The organism is Microcoleus sp. CAWBG27, assembly GCF_020883145.1.
Classification (GTDB): Bacteria; Cyanobacteriota; Cyanobacteriia; order Cyanobacteriales; family Microcoleaceae; genus Microcoleus.
Genome location: NZ_JAHREU010000031.1, coordinates 1 through 20,180, shown reverse-complemented (window position 1 = coordinate 20,180; position 20,180 = coordinate 1). Strand labels below are relative to the sequence as shown.

The 20,180-nt window shown below is 46.4% G+C and carries 13 protein-coding genes; 7 read left to right on the top strand and 6 right to left on the bottom strand.

Annotated features, from left to right (window positions below; all coding sequences use genetic code 11):
• The first annotated feature begins 169 nt into the window (after positions 1 to 169).
• Together QZ938_RS17905 and QZ938_RS17900 are read left to right on the top strand one after the other, a co-directional pair.
• A complete protein-coding gene (locus tag QZ938_RS17905) occupies positions 170 to 376 on the top strand; it encodes a hypothetical protein (protein ID WP_293352524.1) in 207 nt (68 codons plus the stop codon).
• 336 nt (positions 377 to 712) lie between these two features.
• Positions 713 to 1,801 (top strand): tetratricopeptide repeat protein, encoded by a 1,089-nt coding sequence (locus QZ938_RS17900; RefSeq protein ID WP_293151000.1) that lies wholly within the window; start codon positions 713 to 715, stop codon positions 1,799 to 1,801.
• A gap of 550 nt (positions 1,802 to 2,351) precedes the next feature.
• On the opposite strand, the gene QZ938_RS17895 is transcribed toward QZ938_RS17900, so the two are convergent.
• The 4 genes from QZ938_RS17895 to QZ938_RS17880 all read right to left on the bottom strand — a co-directional run bounded on the left by QZ938_RS17895 (position 2,352) and on the right by QZ938_RS17880 (position 7,471).
• On the bottom strand, positions 2,352 to 4,565 hold the full coding sequence (locus tag QZ938_RS17895; RefSeq protein WP_293352522.1) for a phosphoketolase: 2,214 nt from the start codon (positions 4,563 to 4,565) through the stop codon (positions 2,352 to 2,354).
• 415 nt (positions 4,566 to 4,980) lie between these two features.
• Positions 4,981 to 6,219 (bottom strand): COP23 domain-containing protein, encoded by a 1,239-nt coding sequence (locus QZ938_RS17890; RefSeq protein WP_293352520.1) that lies wholly within the window; start codon positions 6,217 to 6,219, stop codon positions 4,981 to 4,983.
• 2 nt (positions 6,220 to 6,221) lie between these two features.
• Complete coding sequence (locus tag QZ938_RS17885) at positions 6,222 to 6,881, bottom strand: serine protease (RefSeq protein WP_293352518.1); 660 nt, start codon at positions 6,879 to 6,881, stop codon at positions 6,222 to 6,224.
• Positions 6,882 to 6,892: 11 nt separating this feature from the next.
• Positions 6,893 to 7,471, bottom strand: a complete 579-nt coding sequence (locus tag QZ938_RS17880; protein WP_293151012.1) for a COP23 domain-containing protein — start codon at positions 7,469 to 7,471, stop codon at positions 6,893 to 6,895.
• Between the two features lie 816 nt (positions 7,472 to 8,287).
• Between QZ938_RS17880 and QZ938_RS17875 the strand changes: the two genes are divergently transcribed.
• The gene (locus QZ938_RS17875; RefSeq protein WP_293151015.1) at positions 8,288 to 8,893 is read left to right on the top strand and encodes a hypothetical protein; all 606 of its coding nucleotides are present in this window, start codon (positions 8,288 to 8,290) and stop codon (positions 8,891 to 8,893) included.
• 88 nt (positions 8,894 to 8,981) lie between these two features.
• Positions 8,982 to 10,358 carry a cytochrome P450 gene (locus tag QZ938_RS17870; protein ID WP_293352516.1) on the top strand — a complete coding sequence of 459 codons (1,377 nt, stop codon included), beginning with the start codon at positions 8,982 to 8,984 and terminating at the stop codon, positions 10,356 to 10,358.
• Positions 10,359 to 11,166: 808 nt separating this feature from the next.
• On the opposite strand, the gene QZ938_RS17865 is transcribed toward QZ938_RS17870, so the two are convergent.
• Positions 11,167 to 11,454, bottom strand: a complete 288-nt coding sequence (locus tag QZ938_RS17865; RefSeq protein ID WP_293151021.1) for a hypothetical protein — start codon at positions 11,452 to 11,454, stop codon at positions 11,167 to 11,169.
• A gap of 497 nt (positions 11,455 to 11,951) precedes the next feature.
• Here QZ938_RS17865 and QZ938_RS17860 point away from each other — a divergent pair, with 497 nt between their 5' ends.
• From QZ938_RS17860 to QZ938_RS17850, 3 genes are all read left to right on the top strand, one after another.
• Positions 11,952 to 12,212 (top strand): MoaD/ThiS family protein, encoded by a 261-nt coding sequence (locus QZ938_RS17860; protein ID WP_293352514.1) that lies wholly within the window; start codon positions 11,952 to 11,954, stop codon positions 12,210 to 12,212.
• A 411-nt stretch (positions 12,213 to 12,623) separates the two neighbouring features.
• Positions 12,624 to 13,922, top strand: a complete 1,299-nt coding sequence (thrC, locus tag QZ938_RS17855) for a threonine synthase (RefSeq protein WP_293352512.1) — start codon at positions 12,624 to 12,626, stop codon at positions 13,920 to 13,922.
• Positions 13,923 to 14,063: 141 nt separating this feature from the next.
• Positions 14,064 to 14,339: a MoaD/ThiS family protein gene (locus QZ938_RS17850; RefSeq protein ID WP_293151030.1), complete on the top strand. Its 276-nt coding sequence runs from the start codon at positions 14,064 to 14,066 to the stop codon at positions 14,337 to 14,339.
• Between the two features lie 133 nt (positions 14,340 to 14,472).
• Here the strand turns inward: QZ938_RS17850 and QZ938_RS17845 are convergent, their stop codons facing one another.
• Entirely contained in the window at positions 14,473 to 19,914 is a 5,442-nt protein-coding gene (locus tag QZ938_RS17845; protein WP_293352510.1) for an ATP-binding sensor histidine kinase, read from the bottom strand.
• Positions 19,915 to 20,180 lie beyond the last annotated feature (266 nt).

Here is a 20,180-nt window from a genome sequence, read left to right as displayed (position 1 = left end):
ATTGCTTGTGTGGGGGAGTTTCGATCGATTGTTTGCGAGCAGCCAAGATTTTGATAAACCAGCCCGCCAGAAAATTCGGGGAAATTGTTGATTTTGGATAATTAATTCCAAAGGAGATGCTATGCTTCAAAGATATTCCCAATGTGCAGCGCCAGATCGCATAATCCTCATGAAAAACGAGGTGTATAGGTTGCCTCAAAATCATCGAGAAGTTCAAGTCTTGTCAGGAATTGCTTGGATTACAGTTGACAAACACGACATCATCTTGCACGGCCCAGAAAAAATATCGCTTCCACCGAGCAAAAACTTTGCTGTCATCTCCCCTCTCAGGAATATGCCGCTGATTGTGGCAGTCTGTTCAACAGTTGACAGTTGACAGTTGACAGTTGACAGTTGACCATGGGAGAGCGACCTCTACCCTTAAGTCCGAGTATTGGAGTAATGAATAGTCTGATTTTAATTTCTCCCGCTGATGCGGGCGGGCTTTCAACCAATTCTTTATGGTAAGACATAAGCCAAGCCAAGCCAAGCCATTTTCGATTTTGGATTGAAGAACAGGAATTGACTGCTTGTGCATGAGTTTGCAACTTGCTTAAAGCTGCATTCTTTGTTGAAACTGGTATCAGAGGCTAGCGACTGAGAAAAAAACTTGGCAGAAACACCCCAAAGAGGTCTATCTTATTTATAAATGGGCTTTTGGAGGACTCGATCGGTGTATTGCCACTCTTACCGCTTCAGCTATCTCGCAGCTATAAGTATTGTGGTATCGCCCGCACTCAGCTTGCTGGAAATTTCAGACGCTCGGGCATTTGCCCCTATTATAAATGCCAGGCCAGCTCGATCGGGCGATTCCCTACGGGATAGCTTCGCCCCGCGTGCCCAAGCAACAGATCCCAAAACGGAAGCAGACAAACTCTTTGAAACAGGAGTCAAACAGCACCGCGAGGGTTTGTTTCGAGAAGCAATCCAGACTTTTGAGCAAGTTTTGGCAATTCGCAAGCAACTAGGCGACAAACCGGGAATCGGAGAAACCCTCAACAATATCGGGGAAGTTTACACCGAAATGGGTTCGCAGTCCAAAGCTTTGGAAGTTTTGCGACAAGCTTTAGCCATTCACCGAGAAATCGGCGAAGGGCCCCGCATTGCCCACACTCTCAATCTCATCGGTTTCGTCAACCGACTTGCGGACAATTTTGACGCAGCGATGAAACTGCACCAAGAAGCTTTGGAACTTGCCAAAACTGCCAACGACCAAATTCAAATAGCAGAATCTTTTCACAACATCGCGGCAGTGTACGCAGAGCAGGTAAATTACGCAAAGGCGATCGAATTTTACCAGCAAGCGCGGACGATTCGCACCACAGAGGGCGATCGGCGCGATTTAGGCCGTACCCTCAATAACATGGGCGGCGTCTATTACAACATCGGCGACTTTAACAGAGCGATGGAATTTTACCATCAAGCCTTAGCAATTCGCCGGGAAATCGGAGACAGGGCTGGCGTCGCCCGCCTCCTCAACAACATGGCACTTACCTGTCGCAAACAAGGCAAAGATACTCAAGCGTTGATCTATTTTCAGCAAGCAATACCAATGTTTGAAGCTATCGGTGACAAGACAAGTATGGGACGCTTGTTTAACAATATGGGCGCGATTTATGAAAGTCTCCGTCAATATCCTAAAGCTCTCAACTCCTACGAGCGAGCTTTGAAAATTGCCCGCGAGGGCGGCGATAAAGCTGGAGAGACTACGGCGATGGAAGGCATTAAACGATTGTCGTCCGGGCAGTCTTTGCCACAATAATCGCAGGATTTAATTATCATATTTCTTGGTACGTAGTTGCGATGCAAGCGCTCTTTGCTTAAATAATAGAAGAGCGCTCAAACATAACTACTTTCTTGGTACGTTGTTGCGCTTCAGCGCTCTTTCTTATCTTATTAAAAAGCGCTCAATCGCAACTACCTTTCTTGGTACGTTGTTGCGCTTCAGCGCTCTTTATTGTCTTATTAAAAAGCGCTAAATAGCAACTACTTTCTTGGTACGTTGTTGCGCTTTAGCGCTCTTTCTTATCTTATTAAAAAGCGCTCAATCGCAACTACATTTCTTGGTACGTTGTTGCGCTTGGTCGCTTTTTCTTAAATAATCGAAGAGCGCTTGCATCGCAACTACGTACCTTTCTTGGCTTCAGCGCTCTTTCTTAAATAATCGAAGAGCGCTTGCATCGCAACTACGTACCTTTCTTGGCTTTAGCGCTCTTTCTTAAATAATCGAAGAGCGCTTGCATCGCAACAACATACCTTTTCAATCCTTAAGAATCTCCCGGTAACAAACCGGGAGACTTGCAAATTATAACCTAACCAACTAGCCCGATCGCCCTTTTCGTCAAAGCATCAGCCGTCAACCCATTAAACGCCATCAACTCACCAGCGCTAGCAGTCGTTTCCCCCCGCTTCCAAGCGAAAGTATCGCGCGGGCAATTGCTGCGAAGCATCACCGGCTCCAACATCCCAGAAGCACCGCCTGTCACGCCAATCAAGGCATCTCCACCAAACATTTCGGCAAATTTCTCATCGCTCAAAAAGCCACCGTCAGCTTCCGAACAAGTATTCCAAGCAACATCGCTGGAACGGTACAAACGGCGGGGATTCACAACAGAAACAATCCGCACTCCCAAGCCTTCTTTTTCCAATGATGCCGCCGCTTCAAACACCGGCATTAAAGTCATATCGCCAACAACAGCAAACACAACTTGCTTATTTCCAGTTGTTTCGTGCAACACAATTCCACCATCTTCTAAACCTTGGCGAGTCTGTGCAAAAGTAGTACGAATTGGCAGCGGCGACTTGCTCGCAGTAATCACAACTCCCTTATTTCTGGCACTCAAAGCCCAATCGTAACAAGCTTGAATGCTGTTAGCATCCGGCGGAAACAAAGGAAACACATTTCCGTTACGCATCATCGCCGCAAAATAAGCCTCAATTTCCGGGCGTTGGTGCGTCCAACCGTTGCGGCCTTGCTCTAAAGCACCCGCTGTAAATAAGGTGACAGTTGCCGGAGTTGCACGGCGCAATTCTGCCATTGCTTGCGTTACTGTTTGCCAAATTGGTAAACCGTTGATGGCAAAAGATTCGTAGGAACACCACAAACTCCGCGCTCCGAATAGCGATAAACCTACTGCCAAACCGGCGCAAGCATCTTCGCTCAAAGGCTCGTAAACTTGACCGTTGGGCGATTGATTGTACAAATCATCCGTCGTCGGGTGAATGATTTTGAGAGCTTGGTTGATGTTGGCAATTGCTGATGCTTCGTTGCCGTCTGCGTTGGTGACAAGAAAAGTGCGATCGCGCTCGCCGACAGTTCCCACCAAACGTCCCATTGCAGTTGTCGAAATCTTCGCTTCTCCACCAACCGCAAATTCTTCTAAAGGCAATTCTCCCAAATCTGCTAGCGGCAATGTAAACTCAGTAACAACGGTTTTCGCAGCAGGCCCGCCACCAGCACGTTCGCAATTTGTCCGCACCAACTGCCACGCCTCAGCAGTCAAAGCCCGCTGTTTTAAGGCGCTGACAATGTGCGGAGCATCCAGCGTATCTTTCGGATAAAGGTTGTGAGATTTTGCACCCAATGCGTGTACGCCTGCACCTTTTAACTGTTTGATAATAAACACAGTTAATTTGCCGCCGAGAGCAGATTTGGCTGCTTTGTCAACTCCTTGTAAAACAGCTTTGGTAAATGCCATCCGCTGTTCGAGGGAAAAAGCCGTGCTGTCAACATAAGCTTCCGGTTGATTTTTGTCGTCAAATTCCTTAGCGTCAACTAAGATGACTTCTTTAAAACCGTTTCCTTGCCAATAAGCAACCATTTCAGCATTGGTTTTAGTCGAAACCATACTGTGATGTTCTTGGGAATATCCGTTCCAAACTAACACTGGCAAAAAGTTAGTAGCTTTCGGATAAGCTGTGTGGAAATGCGCCATGCTGCTCATCGGATAGGGTTCGCCCATCCCACCGTCGCCCATGGTGAAAGGAAACAGTTTGTCGGGGTGCAAAAGTGCGCCCGCCATTGCGAAATGCTGTCCTTGTCCGAGGGGGCCTGCTGGTGCTAAAAGGCCGGGAATGAAGCCGGAAAGATGTCCTAATAAACCGTCTTTTTCGCGGAATTTATCGCGCGCTTCCTGCACTTTGACAATTCCCATGTCTTCTAAAGATCGATCGAGAAACATGGCACTGTAAAATCCTGGCGCGTGGTGCCCGACTTCGGTGACAATGTTCTTGTGTCCCAGCATCACCAACGCAGCGTAGGCCTCAGCTTGGCTGGCAAAACCCCCCGGATGTCCCGATGCCTTGCTGGCTGTGATTTGCAGCGTTAAGTAGCGCAGGGCATCTGCTCCGAGCATCGTTTGAAATACGGCGACGGGATCGGCTGGATCGGCGATCGAATTGCTTCCTTGGGCGATCGCAGGTGTTTTCCCGTAAGTCTCAAAACCCGGCACATTCTCCGAAAAATACTGGATTCCTTCGCAAAAACTGGGAATTGCTGACGTTGCCTTCGGCGTAGTTGCAGTCATGCTTATTTATACCTAAAAAATTTGACTTGAATTAAGTAACAGTAATTTTATAGCTTTTGTGTTGCAAAATATCATCACTTCTGCTATGTCGAATCATAAATCTGTCAAATATCTCAAATTTTTATACGAATCCCCAAAACGGTGATAACTTTGTTGATTCCTGAAATTATTAATTTTATTTGCTCTTCCTTCTTTTTACCTTGAGCGAGGCCGAAAGGCCCTCTGCTTTTTTCCCCTGAGCGTAACCTTTTATATCATTTGCGATCGATTGACCCCAATAAGTAAGGTTCGTAGTGCGGACTTCAGTCCGCTTTCTGCTGCGGACTGAAGTCCGCACTACAAACTGTAAGGTTCGTAGTGCGGACTTCAGTCCGCTTTCTGCTGCGGACTGAAGTCCGCACTACAAACTGTTTCTTTAAGGTTCGTCAATATCTACATCTAGTCGTTCCCCAAGATTAATATAAATCGGAGCGCCACTTTCAAAAAGAGACGGTCTAGCCTTTTGATTCGCCAGCCAAACAAAGAAAGTGCTAAGTGCAGGAGCCGGATCTTGATCTCGGCGCAACGTGTAGATCAAACCTTCGCACGGCCCGTTAATCCGGCTGCTCGTGCAAATCGCTTTTTGATTGTTTACCATACCGACAGTGACATAATTAAGCTGTTTGTTGCGGTTATAATTATCCAGGCGTTGAGTCACTTGTTGACAGCGAGTCAGAGGATCGTAGCCAGCACTAGAAAAGAAATTAGAATTCCAGCGAATCCAAGGCTCTCTAAACCCTTGGGGATTTTGATATACAGTCACTGGTTCTCCCGTTGAGGTATCGCACACAAATCCCCCCCGCTGGAGATTCGGTTGAGTTTGGGGAGAGCTGCGGTCGATCGCAATATTGCTGAGAATATCAAACCCGTTAGGTAAGATTTGCGATCGCAACGCCGTAAAAGCATCGATCGGGATGGCGGCATTCAACCCGGTTTTAATCTCCTCAATCTGACCGTTCCACTGGCTCTTCACCGTACCGACAGTATCTCCCTGGCCGTGAATTCCTACAACTCTGCCATCAGCATCAAATACAGGCCCCCCGCTCATGCCACGTCTTGTGACAGCTTGATAGCGCAGTCCGTACCCCGACGATGCGCGACCGACGCGAGAAGAGATAATACCAGCAGTAAATTCGAGTTTTCTTTCAGATCCAGAGGCGATGGGGAGCGGATAGCCAGCAACGTAAATAGTTGAACCGACAACAGCACGTTCCGATTCGCCGATGGGCGCTACTGGATACCGATCGCGACTCTGAAACTGGATCAAAGCTAAGTCTATATCGCGATCGTTTTTCGGCAGTCGCTGTATTCTGATTGCTGTATAGCTTTTTTCCGAATGAGTGCGAATGCTGTATTCTTGGGCGAGACTTGCCACTACGTGATTCGCCGTCAGAACAGTGTAAATATTCCCCTGTTTAGCAATAATTACTCCAGAGCCACCAGCCGCAAAACCCAGCGTGTTGTTCACTTCTACAGTTGTGAACATCGCTAGCTCCGCAACTTCTTGGGCTGTTTTAGCACAAGCAGCATATTGTGGGCCGACAATTGCTGCCGCCGCTACTGCACCGGTCAACATGACCGTTAGGGCATCAAACCGCAAACCCCACGAATTCATCGCTAACTCTCCACATGAGACGAGACGAACTGCAAATATGTACTGATAGGAATTCCCCAACTAGATTTAACCATCTTTTCCAATAATTCCGGCGTCGGTTCACTTCCATCTTCAAAAGCATAGACGCCAAAACCGGGATCTCGATACTTACCTCGACCGTTAATCCCAACCAAGAAACCTTTGGCATTAAAAATCGGGCCACCGCTCATGCCAATTTTAACCTCATTTGTATAGCCCAAGCTATAGCCTTCAGGTAAAGATTTTGGCAGCAGCAGTTCTACGAACCCCTGGGCTACGGCCAACGCCCCAGTCTCCGCAGGAAATCCGGCCGCCAGCAGCGGCTCTCCCACCGCTGGCGGCTGCGCCCCAATCGGCGCTAATTTATATTCGATCGCGCTGCGAAATTTAGCGATCGCCAGATCGGTATCGCCCAGTCGCTGCGGAACTCCCAACAGTTGGTGGATCTGGCCGTCGCTCGTGATAATTGTACGATCGCCCTTGTCGAAAGCCACAACGTGCCAGCTCGTCAACACAGTATAGGTTTGTCCCTGGCGTTGGACGATCGCCCCAGAACCCGAGGATTTCGAGGTCTTGATGCGTATCGTCGCCTGCCGCGCCAAATTTTCCACTTCACCCCCGGGAATTGGCAATGAGATTGGCAATTTTCCACTCTTTACCGCAGTTCCGAGGGCCGAGAAAAAGGGGGCAGTTGCGCCCTATCGCCCATATTTTCCCCTAGTTTTTCCCCTAGCTTTTCTCTCACATCAATGTAAGGAATTTGGCTGCTTTCCTCCGTAGAGGGCATCCCCACCTGTCCTTGACGCCAAGCTAACAAATTATACAAAGAGCCGATCGGGTCTTGGCCGGGCCGCAGGGTATAAATCAAATTTTGGCACACACCATTGACTTGATTCGCCGTGCAGATGACATTTTGGCCGTTCATCTGACCAACGGTAATGTACCTCAGCATTCGGTTGCGGCGATAGCTTTCGAGGCGTTGGCTGACCAATTGACACCGAGTTGCCGGATCGTAGCCCGAACCGGAAAAATAATCAGAAGTCCACTCAATCCAAGGCTCTACTGCACCTTGAGGGTTTTGGTACAGCGTCACCGGCGCACCTGTCGAGGTGCTGCACCAAAATCCGCTTTCCCCCACTGTCGGCCGGGCATAACTTGGCGCAGAAGCCGCTGTCAGAGCGCACAGGGCGATCGCTGCTGTCGCCAAAACTTTTGTTAATTGCTGTTCGATCATGTTTTCGCTCGATTTTTAGTAGATTTGTTACAAAAAGCACCTTATTCTGCGATAATAATCTTGATACGCAAGTTAATTAGAGATCCGGATCACACCAAATTTCAGCTCGAACTACTGCACATCAGAAACTCGGAATCATGGCCGACTCTCACAGGTGCAGCTCTAGGGAAACCAGTTTTTTTGTACTTCAGTTTGCTGAAATCTTCTGTATGTTGTTCGCTACTTGCACAGTCCTTATCGCGGTGCTTTCGGCACGGTTGTTGAACCATGCCACAATACGTGGCAAGAGTCTAAATTCTGTCGTCATTACTACTAGCAAACTCAAGCTTTCGCCAACCAGAAAGAGGCTGTTACCTCAGACCTTGGAATAGCTAAATTTGCATGGGGTACATCACACCACTGACAAGGTATTTGATCTAACTTGTGATTTAAATCGCGAGGTCGATCTGCGGAGATACGGAGACGGCAGGGTTGCACCAATGAGGGTAGACACCCCTCTTGTGTAATCTAACACTAAAATAAAGGTATTAGCAAGCAATATTTCGGACATTTTTGATTGCCGACCGTAGAATAAGGGTTTCATGGCGATCCTCTGCGAGGGCTACGCTAACGAGGCACACGATATGCTTTCGGGTAAATCAAGGATTTCAGACTGTGCTCTAAAAACTGTCCGGACTATTAAACAAGAACTCTGAACTTGTTTTTATCTTCGTACTGCGGAAATACTTCTAAGTGAGTGTAATCAGGGATTAAGTGCTTGCTACCACCAAAATTCTGCCCGACCTACACAGACGTTTAGTTGAGTATTAAAAAGTTATGAACCTTATCTGCAAACACTTCGGGTATTTAGCGACTGGATTAATTTTGATCGGGGGTAGCAGTTGTTCTAGCTACGATGCAGCAGCTAAATCAGCCGAAAACCAGAGCCAACCCTCAGCAAGCAGCCATCAGTTCCCACACCTACAGCTAACGGGCAATAAACTTGATAGTCGATCGACTGCACCGGAGCCCTCTAACTCTGTTAGCTCGGTTTTACCGAGTACCAAAGTACCAGAAACCACAGCTACAGTTACGGTTTATGAGGTAGACAATCTTTGTCAAAGTCTGAAGCCAGCAACAGTTACAGGCCCAGAGAACCAGTTAATGTCATCGGCCGTTAATGAAGTACTAAAGCAAGAGATTTTCGCTAGTCTGGGTTTAGTTGGTTATCGGCTTAAAATCGATCGCGACCTCGGCATCGCTACCGTAGATTTACGGGCCTCGGGGAATTCGCGCCAGAAATTGCAAAATCTGTCAAGCTGTCAGATGTTAGGTTTGTTCGGAGGCGTGCGCCAAACCTTAACCAGTTATGCTCCTTGGCAAATTAAAACAGTCCGCTTTACAGAGCTCGGACAGGACATTGTGAGTACCGTCCGAGAATAATAGTCTTAAAATTATGGAGAGCGTAGAACCAGTTTCTAGGTAATTCCTATGGATGTTGCCCACGTCTTGTAACACCAACGTAATTTTTATGACCCTACCTGACGGCCCCAAAACCCCCCGCTTCTTGCAGCTAATTCAATGGATTGGCGATCCGCTGACATACATGGACGGCAACGCCAAAAAGTACGGGGAGATTTTCACGACTCGATGGGGCAACCTTGAACCCTTCGTGATGATCCACAACCCGCAAGCGATCCAGGAAATGCTCAACAGCAAGGCGCTTGATGCTCCAGGCGATATCAACGGTATTCTCAAACCAGTCCTGGGGGAACAATCGATGATTGTAATCTCCGGAGAAAAGCACAAACGGCAACGTCAATTATTGATGCCACCCTTTCACGGGGAACGGATGCGAAACTACGGCCAGCAAATTTGCGATATTACCCAAGATGTTGCTAGCAAGTGGAAGGTCGATCGACCTTTTGTCGCCCGCACAGCCATGCAGGAAATCACCATGCGGGTAATTTTGCAAGTAGTCTTCGGACTGAATGAAGGGCCGCGGTTGCAGCAACTTTCCCCGCTGCTGGCTTCAATTATCGATATGACCGGCTCTCCGGTGCGATCGAGTATCCTATTTCTGCCCTGGTTGCAGCAAGATTGGGGCCCTTGGAGTCCTTGGGGACGCATGAAACAGCAGCGCCAAAAAATTCACGAACTGATGGACGGCGAAATAGAAGAGCGCAAACAGCAACCAAATGCCGATCGCACCGACATTCTCAGCTTAATGATGGCCGCCCGCGACGAAAACGGCGAACCAATGACGAAGGTCGAATTGCGCGACGAATTAATGACGCTGTTGTTTGCTGGCCACGAAACCACAGCAACAGCCCTAGCTTGGGCCTTTTACTGGATTCACAGTTTGCCCTCGGTACGCCAGAAACTGCTGCAAGAATTGGACAGTTTGGGCGAAAACCCCGACCCAATGGAGATTTCCCGCTTGCCTTACCTGAGTGCAGTTTGTCAAGAGACACTGCGAATTTACCCAGTGGGAATGCTGACATTTCCGCGAGTAGTGCGGGAACCCATGGAACTAATGGGCCATCAACTCGAACCGGGTACGGTGGTTTTCGGCTCAATTTATTTAACCCACCGCCGGGAAGATTTGTATCCAGAACCGCTGCAATTCAAGCCTGAACGGTTTTTCCAGAGGCAATTCTCGCCTTACGAATATTTGCCCTTTGGGGGCGGTAGTCGCCGTTGTATCGGCTTAGCGCTGGCGCAGTTGGAAATGAAACTGGCGATCGCAACCATTTTGCGCGATTTCGACTTAACCTTGGCCGAGAAAAAGCCCGTACAAGCCAAACGCCGAGGGGTGACTTTAGGGCCGGCGGGCGGTGTGCGGATGGCCTTGCTGGGGCGGCGGATGTGGCAGCAGATGCCTGAACCTGTTGCTACTGGGGTTTGAACTCGCAGCACCCAAGCCGGGGCGCAGCCATCGCACTTTTGCTCTTTGAATGCAAACAATTTAGGCCGATCGGGCGATCGACCCGCCCATTTTTGGTAGCACAGGCTACACAAAAATAGCTAGAATCCTTAACCTGTAACCATCACCCGCCCTCAAATTTCAAAATTCCCGTCTAAAATAGTAGAAGCCTTGCAAACATACCCAAAAAGTAAAAGTGGGTGATTGCAATAGTCCTCTTGATATTTATAAGACTTGCCTGCCATACTTTAAAAACATATGCATACCCTGTTATTCAGCAAAGGTCGGAAGCGTGTTGGCAATGCCAGCAATCTTCCGGCCTCTTTATTTTTTGTGGTACCCAAAACCTTCGGCTAGAGATACCGAAGGCAAGTCAAAAGTATAAATTCTCGTTATCTTCTCATCTCCCATTTCCTCAATTAGAGTGGTTTTGCCTCCAATTGAAAAAGCATCCGGCAGCAAGTTTAAGGAATTATTGTGGGTGATTGCAATAGTCCTCTTGATATTTATAAGGCTTGCCTGCCATACTTTAGAAACATATGCATACCCTGTTATTCAGCAAAGGTCGGAAGCGTGTTGGCAATGCCAGCAATCTTTCGGCCTCTTTATTTTTTGGGGTACCGAAGACCTTTGGCTAGAGATACCGAAGGCAAGGCAAAAGTATAAATTCTCCCCCTCTCCTCAATTAGAGTGATTTTGCCTCCAATTGAAAAAGCATCCGGCAGCAAGTTTAAGGAATTACTAAGGAATGATTAATAACTTGTTAAACAATCTCCTTGTGCACCCTATCTCAATCTTCTGTTTTGAGAAATTCCGATACCGAGACAGACTTGGGGAGGCTCTCGATATCTTGAATTTCGCTTTCATGGGCAAAAAACTCGACTTCTTTGTCATCAATCTGGATCTGATAGCTAGCGGTAGCAGTCACAATCCGCCGCTTTTTTTTATCTTCTATTAAAACCCAACACACCACAGGCCTTACCCACCTCTCAACGTGCTGGCTTTGCTTCGTACTTCCAAAGGCATACCAGCCTTTAGCTTCAATAATTTGAAGCACTTTAAAATCGTTATTTGGCATAAATATCTCGATCGCGTTAACTTGACTATTATTCTGAGATCGAAGGGCACGCTTCCTAAGCAGAGCAAAGCTTTGGAAATTATAAGCTGGACTGGACAACCAGATTTTTCGTCGGGAATCAGCTAGTTAGGAGAGCATAGTCTGCTTTGTTACTCGCTAAAGTTAGTTCGATATTTTGCTACTCTCCCACAATTACGGGGAAGTATGGATATCGCATCCTTAAAAATTAGTCTTGTCGTCAGCTCAACACCAGCCAACTCCATCTTCGCTAGCTACATTTAAGTGAATGCCAACTGCTTCTAACGCCTGGTTGGTGAGACCGCTCGGCATACAAGGCTGTTCGGATTTTATGCTGCAATCAACTCTCATTTTTACCAAATAGGATAAAACTTAACTAAAGATTGCCGCTTTCAATTCTAAGCCTGGGTGCGCGTAATTCTCAATTAATTGTATGGTGTAGTTGATTATTGCCAAACTGTCGATCGCACAAAACAGCCGTGTCTAACTCTTCAATTACCATCACCGTTAAACTATTCGCCGCCTTCAGTGAAGCCTACGGCGTTTCGGAACTTACACTAGAACTTCCTCCCGAAACCCCGGTATCTGAAGTGCTCGAAAGCTCGATCGCCCAATACCCTCAATTAGAACAGTGGCGCTCGCGTACCCGCTTCGGCGTCAACCTAGAATTCGTCTCCCCCGACACCATCCTCCAAGACGGCGACGAAGTTGTACTCATCCCCCCCGTCAGCGGTGGGTAATAAGATTTTGGATTTCCTCAAGGTACGTTGTTGCGCTTGGGCGCTCTTTCATAGATATAAAGAAAGAGCGCTAAAGCGCAACTACGTACCTTTTCTTTAAATTATGAGAGTTGCGTCCATGACTTACCCAGCAAAAAAAACTTTGTAAAGTTTTGAAATTAGTTTTGCAGCCCAGTCGTTCTTGAGTTCGGTTAATTGAGATAATTTTCCTCTGGGCCAGCATTCCCCAGCAGAGCTTGAAACCCTTTGTGAGAATGAGATTGAGGACTATCAATCAACCTCCAATTTGGGAAAAAAAACTGCCAAAAATCAATCCCGACTAAAAACATCGGGTATGGTTGACGGGGTAGATCGAGCGTGCTAATCTTTCCTAAGACTTAAGAAAACATCGCAAAACTAGAGAGTTGAGCTATGACCCAGGCGACCAGAACCCAATCCACAGCAGCAACCTTCACAGCCCTCAAATGTAAAGAATGCGGCGAAGAGTACGAACTCCAAGCCAAGCACGTCTGCGATTGCTGTTTTGGCCCGCTAGAAGTCAAGTACGACTACGAAGCTATCCGCCGCCGCGTCACCCGCCAAACCATCCAAGCAGGCCCCAACTCAATCTGGCGCTACCGCGAATTTTTACCAGTCGCTACAGAAAACGTCATTGATGTCGGTACCGGCATGACTCCTCTGGTCAAGTCCCACCGCTTAGCGCGCCGCCTCGGTCTCAAAAATCTTTACATCAAAAACGATGCGGTGAATATGCCCACTCTGAGCTTTAAAGACAGAGTGGTGTCAGTTGCCCTCAGCCGAGCGAGAGAATTGGGTTTCACCACAGTATCCTGTGCCAGCACCGGTAACTTAGCTAACTCCACCGCTGCGATCGCCGCCCACGCCGGACTAGATTGCGTAGTCTTCATCCCCTCCGACTTGGAAGCAGGCAAAGTCCTGGGCACCCTGATTTACAATCCAACTGTCATGTCAGTTCACGGCAACTACGACCAAGTAAACCGTCTCTGTTGCGAAGTAGCCAATACACACGGCTGGGGATTTGTCAACATCAACTTGCGTCCCTATTATTCCGAAGGCTCGAAAACTCTCGGCTACGAAGTCGCCGAACAACTAGGCTGGAAATTGCCCGATCACGTAGTTGCTCCCCTCGCTTCCGGTTCTTTGTTCACCAAAATTTATAAAGGCTTCAACGAATTCACCGAAGTCGGCTTGGTTGAAGGCAAGAAAGTCCGGTTCAGCGGCGCTCAAGCTGACGGCTGTTCCCCGATCGCCCAAGCATACCGCGAAGGTCGCGATTTCGTAACACCAGTCAAACCGAATACAATTGCTAAATCGATCGCGATCGGCAATCCAGCAGACGGAATGTACGCCCTCGACATCGCCCGCAAAACAGGCGGCAACATCGAATCCGTCAGCGACACCGAAATCATCGAAGGCATGAAACTGCTAGCAGAAACCGAAGGCATCTTCACCGAAACCGCAGGTGGCACGACGATCGCAGTCTTGAAAAAACTCGTAGAAGCAGGTAAGATCGACCCCGACGAAACCACTGTCGCCTACATCACCGGCAACGGCTTGAAAACCCAAGAAGCAGTTCAAGGTTACATCGGCGAACCCATCACCCTCGAACCAAAACTCGAAGCCTTCGAGCGCGCCCTCGAACGCGCCCGGACACTCGAACGCTTAGAATGGCAGCAAGCTTCTGTTTAATAGTTATTGGTTGTTGGTTATTGGTTATTGGTTATTGGTTATTGGTTATTGGTTATTATCGCCAACAAATAACTAACAACAAATAACTAACAACTAACAACTAACAACAAATAACTAACAACTAACAACTAACAACTAATCATGACTGTCAAAGTTTTAATTCCCACTCCCCTGCAAAAATTCACCAACAATCAAGCCACAATAGAATGCGGTGGTGCAAACATTTCCGAACTGATTGAAGCGCTAGAAACAAATTGTCCCGGCATCAAAAAAAGCCTGTGCGACGAACAAGGAGCACCTCGCAGATTTTTGAATTTCTACGTCAACAGCGAAGACATCCGGTTTTTGGAAGGTACGGAAACTGCTCTTAAAGATGGTGATGAAGTGAGTATTGTCCCAGCCGTTGCTGGTGGTTGATTTTTAACCGCAGATTGGGCAGATAAACGCTTGGGAACGCAGATATTTTTTAAATCTATCTGCGTTTGTTTTTGGTTAAAATCAATTTTTATTGATAAAATTTAACACTAAAAAAGCCGATTTTATGAATAGGTTATTTTCGATCGTCGATCGGCAAAGTCAATACAAACTCTGTTCCTGTTCCCAGTTGAGAATTTACCTCGATCGCCCCTCCATGTTTTTCGACAATAATCTGACGGGCGATCGCCAATCCCAATCCCGTTCCTTTTCCGACACCTTTTGTAGTAAATAAATGGTCGAAAATCCGAGTTTTTACTTCTTCAGGCATACCAGGGCCGTTATCGGCGATCGCAATTTTTACTCCCTCGTTTTCTACCCTTGTCTGAATGGTAATTTGATTCGGATTAGCTTGAATTTCGGCAAAACTCCGTCCTAAATTAGATTCATCAAGCGCATCGATCGCATTTGCCAAAATATTCATAAACACCTGATTTAACTGTCCGGGAAAACAGGTGATTTCTGGAATATTACCGTAATCTGTAACGACTTCAATAGCGGGACGATTGTGGTTAGCTTTGAGACGGTGGCGCAGAATCAGCACGGTGCTATCGATGCCGTCGTGCAGGTTGAATTTTTGCTTAGTATCGCTATCGGCACGGGAGAAAGTACGGAGACTTTTGCTGATGGATGTAATGCGATCGCCTCCATCTTTCATCGCCCGAATTAACTTCGGCAAATCTTCTCGAACATAGTCTAGATCGATCGCTTCCAATTCGTCTTCAATGTCCGCACCGGGTTGAGGGAATTTTTCGCCATAGAGATCGATGACACCTAACAAGTCATTGATGTAATCTTGGGCTGCACCGACATTGCCGACAATACAACCAATTGGATTATTAATTTCGTGAGCGACTCCAGCTACTAAGTTCCCCAACGCTGACATTTTTTCGCTTTGAACCATTTGGAGTTGAGCTTGTTGAAGTTCTTCTAAAGTTTGCTGAACTTGGCGATAGAGACGAGCATTTTCTAAAGCAATTGCGGCTTGACTTGCTAAGAAATTGAGGAGGATGAGGCGATCGCTCGTAAAGACACCCCTCGTATATCTATTTTCTAAATATAAAATCCCGGTCAAATTCCCCCGATCTATAATCGGCAAACACAGGACGCTTTTAGGCTGATATTGTTCTAGATAAGGATCGATCGCGATCGGAAGATCGGTTTTGAGGTTGTCTAGAGCGATCGGTTCTAATGTATTTTTGACGTAGTAAATCAGTTGAATGGGAAGCGCCCGATTGTCTTCTAGAGGTACAGTTTGCAGTGTCGTTTGTTGTAAATCGGAAATTGCCCGCACAAACCATTGCTGATTCTGACACAGCATCAATGCACATTTATCTGCACCAGAATTTTCCAGCATGGTTTGAGTTAGAGTTTGGATTAAATCGTCGAGTTGAATCGTGCTAGATAGGGATTGAGAAACTTTCAGGAGTGCAGCAAAATCTAGAGTGTTATTGAGACTGGTACTGGAAGAACTTTTGCTGTGAGAGGAGTGAATGGAGTAAGTGGAAGTGGAAATGCTGGCTAGGCTTTCTAAAACCGTCAGAGGTTTGGTGGCTTGTTGCAGGATAGGTTGAAGGAGTTGGGGATAGCGTTGTTCGAGATCGTTGGTTTTGGCTTGAGCACCCCATTTAGCGTAGCAGTAGTAAGCCTCTTGCATATAAGCTGCGGCGACTTTTTCCTTACCCCAATTGAGGTAGAATTTAGCAGCCAGTTCGTTGGCGAGGGCTTGTTCGTAGCCATAGTCTTGAGCTTGAGAGCTAGCAATAGATTGTTCGTAAAAATCGATCGCTTCAGAGATTTCCCCTTTAATTCTGGCTGTTTCTGCTTGGAGCAGTAGATTTTTGTGAAGAATATTTTGTGGACAATACTCACCCCAATGTTTCAACTTCTCTTCTAAAATAACAAAGGCTTGCCAATAATCCTTTGCTTCAGTTTTTTTACTCGCATTTTCAAACAGACTTAAAAGCATTAAGGCAACATAAAACACGCTAGATGGAAGTTTGGCGTGACTGGGAATTGTCTCTTCAATAATGCTTAGTTTAGGAATTAGATCTGCATATTCAGATTGTCGATCGAATAAGTAAGCATGGCGAATTTTAACAGAATAGAACCAAGCTAGATGATAAGCAACATTTCTGTACTTCTGTAAATATTCCGATTCACTAAAACTATCGTCATCAAAGGTAAACGGCGTGTTGGTAAGACCCAAAAGCTGGCGAATGGGTTGTCGGACTCCCACAATTAAAGCATCCAGATTTTCTAAGCTTTTAATTTGACCGAGAAAATCAACATGGATCTGGACAATTGCATAGAGATCGTTTAAGTTTTTACCATAGGTGAGGCGATCGGAGCCGCTTTGCATCATCATAAAACTAACAGTCAGCCAATTCCCAGCATCCATGCCATATTTAAAGGCATTGTCATAGTAAGGATCGGCTTCTCGCAGGGGACGACTCCAGCTATGGACATCAGCAGCAAACAGGAAATTGGTCATTCCTCGAACATCAGCATTGTCAAATTGTTGGCAAAGTTGTACAGCCATAGCACCAAATTGGTAAGCCTGTGCTGCATTTTTGAGTAAAGTATTAGCAATTAAGCCATAACCGACATAGCCGAAGGGAGACATATCGCTATTGCCATATTCCAAGGACAAGGTAGTCATTTTGGCGAGTGCCAGTAATGCTAATGTGGGTTGACCATCTAGCCATGCTGCATAAAAAAGAATTTGCAAGATACGCAACATTTCTGCGATTTTTTCATCCGTCATTGTACTCAATTCAAGAATCGATTCTATTGTTTTGTATTCCAGAAATCGAGTCACGATCGCAATTTGTGCATCGAGGCTAGTCTGGATGCTCTCTTGATTGTTTGGCACTATCCAGTCCAACAGTTGCAGGCTTTGGCGTTGAATCTCTATTGCTTCAGCATTGCGTCCCTGAAGCTGATATTGAGTCATCTGGACTCGATAAATTACGGCTTTGTCCACTGGGGTTTGAGCTTGGGCGAGAGCGATCGCGTAGAGGGCTTCTGCTCGCTCGAAATTACCGCAGAGATACGCTGCTTCTGAGCCTTCTCGGTACAAACCATAGATCGATACATAGTCGCTTTGCCAAGCTTCGGTTGGTAATATTTCAATACCAATTTCACAATAGTTTTGAGCAGCTTGATAGGCGGCTGATAGTTTTGCTTTTTGTCCAGCCTGTAGGTTTAATTGCGCTAATTGTTGCCTTTCTTCTAACTTAGAGATCGTAGCTCTACCTAAATTCAATTGATTGACAATATTGAAGATACGATCTGCCTGTTCTCGTTGAGATAATTTCTGCTTTAACAAATGACCGATTCGCCAGTGCTTTAATTGCTTGCGATCTTCAGGGATTAGAGAATAAGCTGCCTGCTGAACGCGATCGTGCAAGAATTTATAAGCAACGACAATCTCATCACAGCGATCGATCTCATCAGAATCATTCGACTGAAAAAACTTGTAAGTGTCGTTAATCGGAACGATCGACCCTTCTTGCAATGCTTTCCATAAATCAGTCGCTGTATGGCTTTGAGATTTTTCCGAAACGATCGCCAACGTATTCAAATCAAAAGAGTTGCCAATACAAGCCGCTAATTTCAATACTTCCTGCGTCTGAACTGGCAGTTTCTGCAACTGCAATGCCATGAACTCCACGACATCATCCGTTAATGATAATTGTCGGACTGAAGTCAGGTCGCATTGCCAGTGACCCAAATTTGGCTCAAACTCAATCCAACCGTCCTCATACAGTGCTTTGAGAAACTGGGCGGTAAAAAAGGGATTTCCTTGGGTTTTCTGATATACCAATTGCGTCAGATGTTTCGCTAATTGTGGGGGACAACTAAGGGTATCTGCCACTAAATTATTGACGGTTGCTTCTGAAAGAGATCCCAGCGTAATCGTATTAATAATTGAGTTGCTCTTCTGAATTTCATCCAGCATCAACATCAATGGATGTGCTGGAAACACTTCGCGATCTCTATAAGCACCGAGCAGGAGTAAATATCCGGCATTGGCTTCACTCATCAACAATTTCAACAAGTTTAGCGATGCCAAATCTGCCCATTGTAAATCGTCGAGAAATATCACTAACGGATGATCTTTCGTGGTGAAAATTTGGATGAATTTCTGAAAGAGTAAATTGAAGCGATTTTGGGCGGCACTCCCAGACAGTTCTGGAACGGGAGGCTGCTGCCCGATAATCCGTTCGAGTTCGGGAATGACTTCGATAAGGACTCGGGCATTCTCTCCTAATGCTTGGAGAATTTTTGCCTTCCAACTCGCCAATTGAGTATCGCTTTCGCCGAGTAATTGTCCCATGAAATCCCGAAAGGCTTGGACAAATGCCGAGAAGGGAATATTGCGATTGAATTGGTCGAATTTGCCTTTGATGAAATAGCCGTTTTGCCTGGTAATCGGCTTGTAGACTTCGCTGACAACTGCTGTTTTACCGATGCCAGACAATCCCGCTACTAGCATCATTTCGACCCCCCCTAGCCCTCCCGAAGTTCGGGGGGGAGTGGCGGCGCGATTCTCCTTCGGAGACGCTACGCGAACGAAGGCATCTAGTAATATTTGAACTTCGGCTTCTCTGCCGTAAAGTTTTTCGGGAATCATGAAGCGATCGCACAAATCTCTTTGTCCGATTTCAAATGTTTCTATTTTGCCCGTTTCTTGGAATTGGTTCAGGCAAATCTCTAAGTCATATTTTAAACCCAATGCACTCTGATAGCGGTCTTCGGCATTCTTCGCCATCAGTTTCATCACGATATCTGCTACAACTGAAGGCATTTCTTCGCTGTTACCTAATGCAGGCGGCATTTTCGCGATGTGGCAATGTACCAATTCCATGGCATCAGATGGCTCGAAGGGCAATTTGCCGGTTAATAATTCAAATAGCGTCACTCCCAAAGCATAGAAATCGCTGCGGTAGTCAATTCCCCTGTTCATCCGTCCGGTTTGTTCTGGAGCTAAATACGCTAAAGTACCTTCAAGGACGTTGGGATTTTTAATTTCTTGGGTTTCTTTTGATAAGAGCGAAGCAATAGAAAAGTCGATTAATTTAACTTGTTGTGTCTTTGGATGGATGAGAATGTTGGCAGGTTTGATGTCTTTATGAATAACCCGATTTTGGTGTAATTCGTGGAGGATTTGGGCTACTTGCACTGCGATTTCTAATACTTGTACGATCGCCAGCCGACGATCGCGAGTATAGTCTCGCAGCGAAACGCTGCCACAGTCTTCCATTATCAAGGCATAAGTGTTGCCTGAGGATTCTAAGCTGTAGGGGCGAATAATGCCGCTCAGATTCAGATTTTTGGCGATCGCGTACTGATTCCGAAATTGTAACAATTCGCTGAAAGTCGGGTAGGGGTTAGCCAGGAATTTGATCGCCACGGGCTGGTTGTCAGATGCTCGGACTCCTCGATAGACTAGGGTTCTCGTCCCTGTGTAAATAGCCGGCCCGATTTTATAGCCCGACAACACTACAGTCATATTTATCACACCTCGATCGCACAAATTCTGATTATATAATAGCGGTCGGGGAATGAAAGTGTGTTTGACGGCGCTCGTTTTTAAGTATTAATACTTATTTTTTAAACTGCGATCGGGAGTAAAATCGTGAAAGTTGTACCTTCACCGAGAAACGAGACGGAAGCCTCTGGCTTTTAGACATGAGGAGGAAGTCGGTAGCGGTTTCAACCGCCTTCAATATTTTTTTTGTATTGGTTGTTTTACAGTCATATTTCAATCTTAAATCA

Bases quoted from the DNA above. Each gene is read 5' to 3' on its own strand.
- QZ938_RS17870 (WP_293352516.1), top strand. From the start codon at position 8,982: ATGACCCTACCTGACGGCCCCAAAACCCCCCGCTTCTTGCAGCTAATT.
- QZ938_RS17865 (WP_293151021.1), bottom strand. From the start codon at position 11,454: ATGCCAAATAACGATTTTAAAGTGCTTCAAATTATTGAAGCTAAAGGC.
- QZ938_RS17880 (WP_293151012.1), bottom strand. From the start codon at position 7,471: ATGATCGAACAGCAATTAACAAAAGTTTTGGCGACAGCAGCGATCGCC.
- QZ938_RS17895 (WP_293352522.1), bottom strand. From the start codon at position 4,565: ATGACTGCAACTACGCCGAAGGCAACGTCAGCAATTCCCAGTTTTTGC.
- QZ938_RS17850 (WP_293151030.1), top strand. From the start codon at position 14,064: ATGACTGTCAAAGTTTTAATTCCCACTCCCCTGCAAAAATTCACCAAC.
- QZ938_RS17875 (WP_293151015.1), top strand. From the start codon at position 8,288: ATGAACCTTATCTGCAAACACTTCGGGTATTTAGCGACTGGATTAATT.
- thrC (WP_293352512.1), top strand. From the start codon at position 12,624: ATGACCCAGGCGACCAGAACCCAATCCACAGCAGCAACCTTCACAGCC.
- QZ938_RS17845 (WP_293352510.1), bottom strand. From the start codon at position 19,914: ATGACTGTAGTGTTGTCGGGCTATAAAATCGGGCCGGCTATTTACACA.
- QZ938_RS17890 (WP_293352520.1), bottom strand. From the start codon at position 6,219: ATGAATTCGTGGGGTTTGCGGTTTGATGCCCTAACGGTCATGTTGACC.
- QZ938_RS17905 (WP_293352524.1), top strand. From the start codon at position 170: ATGAAAAACGAGGTGTATAGGTTGCCTCAAAATCATCGAGAAGTTCAA.